Origin of the sequence: Streptomyces sp. YS-3, assembly GCF_045257485.1 — a bacterium.
GTDB lineage: Bacteria > Actinomycetota > Actinomycetes > Streptomycetales > Streptomycetaceae > Streptomyces.
On the sequence record NZ_JBJHPC010000471.1, the window covers coordinates 1 to 5,639 of the forward strand.

4 protein-coding genes are annotated in these 5,639 nt (G+C 74.0%); all 4 read left to right on the top strand.

What is annotated here, in order from left to right:
* Positions 1-200: 200 nt before the first annotated feature.
* Positions 201-1,604, top strand: coding sequence for a hypothetical protein (locus tag ACJA3G_RS28420; RefSeq protein WP_406555899.1), 1,404 nt, complete (start codon positions 201-203; stop codon positions 1,602-1,604).
* Between the two features lie 61 nt (positions 1,605-1,665).
* On the top strand, positions 1,666-2,643 hold the full coding sequence (locus ACJA3G_RS28425; RefSeq protein ID WP_406555900.1) for a glutamate ABC transporter substrate-binding protein: 978 nt from the start codon (positions 1,666-1,668) through the stop codon (positions 2,641-2,643).
* Positions 2,644-2,702: 59 nt separating this feature from the next.
* Entirely contained in the window at positions 2,703-4,031 is a 1,329-nt protein-coding gene (locus tag ACJA3G_RS28430) for a hypothetical protein (protein ID WP_406555901.1), read from the top strand.
* 50 nt (positions 4,032-4,081) lie between these two features.
* Positions 4,082-5,639 (top strand): serine/threonine protein kinase (locus tag ACJA3G_RS28435; RefSeq protein ID WP_406555902.1); only part of this gene is annotated, 1,558 nt, incomplete at its 3' end.

The following is a 5,639-nucleotide window of genomic DNA, read 5'->3' on the forward strand; positions in this document are numbered from 1 at the left end:
GCGGGGAGGCGTGCGCGGCGCCGTCGCATCCGGTCGCGCCGAGGGGAACCGATCCGCGGCGTGCGGCGTATACATGGTGGGGAGGCAGCGGGGGCAGCGGCGGAGCAAGCGGGTAACAAGATCAGGTCAACCCTTGTGTGGTGGTCGGTCCCTGCGTCCATACTGCTGGCCAGGCACTCGGTGACCCAGGGGGAGGTCAAGTGGCACACCCGCCGAGCACACACGCACCGCGGACACCGGTGGCGGCGCCGGATCCGGCGCCGGCTGCCCCGGTGCCCCGGCCCGCGCCCGCGCCCCGCCGGGGCGGCTGGGCCGTGGCCCGGGAGCGGGTGCGCGCCGCCGCGACGACCGAGCCGGGACGGCTGTGGATCATCGGCACAGTGGTCGCGCTGCTGGTGGTGGCGTTCGGCGCGGTGACGGCCTGGGAGGTCACCGACCGGGCGGCGGCGGCCGACGACGTGGTGAGCCGCAGCCAGCCGCTGAGCGCCGACGCGGCCTCCATCTACCGCTCGCTGGCCGACGCGGACACCGCGGCTGCCAGCGGCTTCCTCTCGGGCGCCAAGGAGCCCCGCGCCGTCCGCCTGCGGTACGAGTCGGACATCGCCACCGCCTCCCGCCTGCTGGTGAAGGCCGCGGCCAACACCACGGGCAGCTCCGACTCCGGCCGCGCGATAGCCGCGCTCAACGAGCAACTGCCGGTCTACAACGGCCTGATCGAGCAGGCCCGCGCCAACAACCGCCAGGGCTTCCCGGTCGGCGGCGCCTATCTGCGGTACGCGAACGAGCAGATGACCAGGCATCTGCTGCCCGCCGCCCAGGACCTCTACGAGGCGGAGACCGGCCGGCTCTACCACGACTACGACCAGGCGGAGACCTGGCCGTACGCGGCGCTGGCGGTCGGCGCGGTGGCGCTCGGCGCCCTCTTCTGGGCCCAGCGGCGCACCTACCGGCGCACCAACCGGGTCCTCAACCACGGGCTGCTGGCGGGCAGCGCGGCCTCGCTGGTCGTCCTGCTGTGGCTGGTCGCCGGGCACGCGGTGGCCGCCGCCGACCTGTCGACCTCGCGCTCGCACGGACAGGAGTCGCTGAAGGTGCTCAACGACGCCCGGATCAACTCCCTCCAGGCCCGCGCCAATGAGAACCTGACACTGGTGGCGCGCGGGGCCGTCCTGACCGAGGACGGCAAGGAGGACAAGTACGACGCGGACTACAAGGCGGAGATGAAAGAGCTCGTGGACCAGCTCGGCTCGGCCGGGCGGCTCGCCGACGACAGCGCGGGGCGCACCCCGGTCGAGGAGGCGCGCAGCAGCGTCACCGAGTGGCAGCAGCGGCACGACCAGGCGCACCGGACCGACACCGCCGGCGACTACGACGACGCCCTCCAGCAGGTCGTCGGCGCGTCCGGCTCCACCGGTCAGTCCTTCGACCGGGTCGACGCGGCCCTGGAGAAGGCGATCGGGCACGAGCAGCGCGAGTTCACCCGGGCCGCGTCCGACGGCAGGGGCGCGCTGGCCGGGCTTCCGCTGGGCGCCGCGGTGCTGGCGGTGCTGGGCGCTGCGGCGGCGGGCGTCGGCGTCAGCCGCAGGCTCGCGGAGTACAGGTGAGCACCGTGGGATCCAGGGGAACACCGGCCCCGGAGGCACAGCGGCCCCGGCAGGAGGCGCGATGAACAGGAACGGCAGGCTCCGAGGGTGGGGCGGCGTCGGCGGAATGGCGCTCGCCTGCGCCGCCGCCGCTTCCCTGCTGATCCCGCTCTCGCGGCACGAGACGGGCGGCGACGGAGTGCGGACCGGCGGTCCCGGGGTGGCGAGCGGCCTCCAGGCCAAGGCCGACACCTGCACCGACCCCGAGGCGAGCCTGCCCCCGTCCTCCGACGGCGGGCCGAGCATCGACCGGATCAAGAGGGCCGGGAAGCTGGTCGCGGGCGTCGACCAGAACAGCTTCCGCTGGGGCTACCGCAATCCGGTGGACGGCAAGCTCGAAGGGTTCGACATCGAGCTGGTGCGGGCGATCGCAAAGAACATCCTGGGCGACCCGGACGCGGTCGTCTACCGCGCCATCCCCACCAGCCAGCGCATCACGGCCCTGCAGAACGGCCAGGTCGACGTCGTCGTGCGGACGATGACCATCAACTGCAAGCGGATCGGCCAGGTCGCCTTCTCCTCGGCGTACTTCCAGGCGGGCCAGCAGGTGCTCGCGCCGGAGGGGTCGGGGATCACCGGCTACAACGACACGCTGAAGGGCAGGAAGGTCTGCGTCGCGGCCGGCTCGACCGCGTTCGACGCCCTGGAGAAGGACTCGCACGGGGCCGTCTACAAGGACCTGACCGTGCCCAACCAGCTGGACTGCCTGGTGCGCCTCCAGCTCGGCCAGGCCGACGCGGTGGTGACGGACAGCGCGCTCGCCGCGAGCCAGGCGGCCCAGGACCCGGCGGTCCGGCTCACGGGCGCCCCGTTCACCAAGGAGTACTACGGGGTGGCCACCAAGCTGGAGAACACCGACCTGGTCCGCCGGATCAACCAGGTCCTGGTGGACTACCGCAGCGGCGGCGACAACAGCCCGTGGATGAAGGCCTACCGCGAGTGGCTCGCCGCCGACCTGCCCGGGATATCGGGCCCGCCCGAGCCCAAGTACCGTTCATAGCCCCCGGCTTGGCCCGGGACGGCACGACCGCACAGACACGCAGAGCAGAGAGGTGATCGATGGGCGCGGGATCCTTCCCCGGCTCCTCCTCGGGGAGGCCCGTCCGGCCGGTGCTCGACCGGGACGAGGTGGACCGCGCGCTGGCCCGGCTCGACGCCGAGCACGAGGCGATCGAGACCTCGCTGCTCGCCCTCCAGGACCACGCGGGGCGGCGGCTGCTGGAGGGCGCCGAACTGACCGGGGTCACCCGGGAGCGCTGGGCGTCGGCCGAGCAGTCGATCACCGTGCTGTGGGCGTACTTCGACGCGTACAAGGCGGCCCTTGACGACGCCCGTGAGCTGCGCGAGCGGCGCCGCTGGCCCTCCCGTGAGGACCTGGTGGAGCTGACCGAGCGGCTGCGCGGCGAGTCGGTCACGGTCGCGGGCGCCGCCTCCCAGGCCGCGTCGCTGACCGGCCCCGCACGGCTGACCGAGCGGTTCACCCTGGAGCAGCTGGTGAACCGGATGAACGAGCTGTACGCGCGCTCGCTCGACCTGGTCGTCGCGGCCGACGCGGTGTGGTCGGCGCTGCCCGCCCGGATAGACCTCCTGGCCGCGGAGCTGCACCGGACCCGGGGCCTGGCCCACTCGGTGGGCGTGCGCCCCGGGGAGCACCCGGCCGGCGACGACCTGGAGTCGATCACCGAGGAGCTGGCGGAGCTGCGGGCGCAGGTGGTGTCGGACCCGCTGGCGTTCTGGGTGCCCGCGCCCGGCAGCTCCGCGCCCGGCGGCGGGCGCCCGGACACCGAGCGCTACGACCGGGCCGCCCGGGCCCTGGAGGACGTACGCCGGGAGATCGACGCGGTGCTGACGGTCCGCCAGGACGCCGAACAGCGGCTGGTGCGGCTGCGGGACGTGCTCTCCCGGGCGGACCGCACCCTCACCGAGGCGCGGGCGGCACGCGGTGAGGTGCTGGCGAAGATCGCCGCGTCCGAGGTGCCCGCGGTGAGCGGCCCGCCGACCCGGCTCCAGGAGCGCCTGGTGGCCGCCGCCGAGTACCGCAGACACGCCCAGTGGCACCGGCTCTCCCCGCTCCTGGAGTCCCTGGAGCGCGAGGCGGAGGACGAACTGCTGCGCGCGCGGGAGTCGCTGACGGCCGTCACCGCGCCGCTGGCGGTCCGCGCGGAGCTGCGCGGCCGGCTCGACGCCTACAAGGCGAAGGTCGCCCGGCACGGCATGGCCGAGGACCCGCTGCTCGTCGAACGGTACGACGCGGCGCGCCGGATGCTGTGGTCCGCGCCCTGCGATCTGCGCGTCGCCGAGCAGGCGGTGCTGCGGTACCAGCAGGCGGCGGCCGAGGCGCTGGTTCCCCGGCAGCCCGGGCCCGTCGACCGGAGGGGGGAATCGTGAGCGACCAGAAGAAGTGCCAGCGCCCCGGCTGCGAGGGCTCCTACGAGGACATGGGCGGCGGCGAGCTGTACTGCGACACCTGCGGTCTGGCGCCGGTGGTGTCGGTGAACGGGGCCATCGCCTCGCCCGCGACGGGGATCGCCGGGGGCGCCCGCGAAAGCGGCGGCTCCGCCTCCGCCCGTTCCGCGCGCTCCTCCGCCTCGTCCCGCTCCTCCTCGCGCTCCGCCACGTCCCGGCGGTCGGTGTCGGGGCGTCTGTCGCGCTCGCTGACGGGGTCGGGCAGCGCCCGTTCGGTCTCGGTGCGCAGTTCGGGCCCGGCGACCGGCACCTCCGGGCGCAGCAGGCTCGGGGCGGGGCTGGTGAGCGTGCCGGGAGTGCCGCGCCCCAACCCGGCCACGGCCGTGATGGAGCACCCGGAGGTCCCCGAGAGGAAGCGTTTCTGCTCGCGTGCGGACTGCGGGGCGCCGGTCGGCCGCTCGCGCGGGGAGCGGGCCGGGCGCACCGAGGGCTTCTGCACCAAGTGCGGCCATCCGTACTCGTTCGTGCCCAAGCTGCACCGGGGCGACATCGTGCACGGCCAGTACGAGGTGGTGGGCTGTCTGGCGCACGGCGGCCTCGGCTGGGTCTACCTCGCCGTGGACCGCGCCGTCTCCGACCGCTGGGTGGTCCTCAAGGGCCTGCTCGACACCGGCGACCAGGACGCGATGGCGGCGGCGATCTCCGAGCGCCGCTTCCTCGCGGAGATCGAGCACTCCAACATCGTGCGCATCTACAACTTCGTGGAGCACCTCGACCAGCGCACCGGCTCCATGGACGGCTACATCGTCATGGAGTACGTGGGCGGCAAGTCGCTCAAGGAGATCGCCAACGAGCGGCGCGGCCCGGACGGCAAGCGCGACCCGCTCCCCGTCGAGCAGGCCTGCGCGTACGGGATCGAGGCACTGGAGGCGCTCGGTCATCTGCACAGCCGCAACCTGCTCTACTGCGACTTCAAGGTCGACAACGCGATCCAGACCGAGGACCAGCTCAAGCTGATCGACATGGGCGCGGTGCGCCGGATGGACGACGACGAGTCGGCCATCTACGGAACCGTGGGCTACCAGGCCCCCGAGGTCGCCGAAGCCGGCCCCTCGGTCGCCTCCGACCTGTACACGGTCGCGCGCACCCTGGCGGTGCTCACCTTCGACTTCCAGGGCTACACCAACGTCTTCGCGGACAGCCTGCCGGACCCGGACCACATCGAGGTCTTCCGGACGTACGAGTCGTTCTACCGGTTCCTCGTGCGGGCCACCGACCCCGACCCGGCGCGCCGGTTCGCCTCCGCGCAGGAGATGGCCGAGCAGCTGACCGGGGTGCTGCGGGAGGTCGTGGCGCTCCAGACCGGCCGCCCCCGCCCCGCCCTGTCGACGCTCTTCGGCACCGAACTGCGGGTCACCGACACGACCTTGTTCGCGGAGCTCACCGGCGAGGTCTCGGCGCTGGGGGCCAGAGCGGTGCCGCGGAGCCGGTGGCCGCGCGGACGCGCGGCGCGCTCCGGCGCCAACGGCTCCCCGGCGCCGGCCGGCGCCCCCTCCGCCGTGGTCCACACGGGCGGGGGCGCGGTGCCCG

What these genes read in the sequence shown, in the direction of transcription:
- ACJA3G_RS28430 (WP_406555901.1), top strand. Translation starts at nt 2,703, where the DNA reads ATGGGCGCGGGATCCTTCCCCGGCTCCTCCTCGGGGAGGCCCGTCCGG.
- ACJA3G_RS28425 (WP_406555900.1), top strand. Translation starts at nt 1,666, where the DNA reads ATGAACAGGAACGGCAGGCTCCGAGGGTGGGGCGGCGTCGGCGGAATG.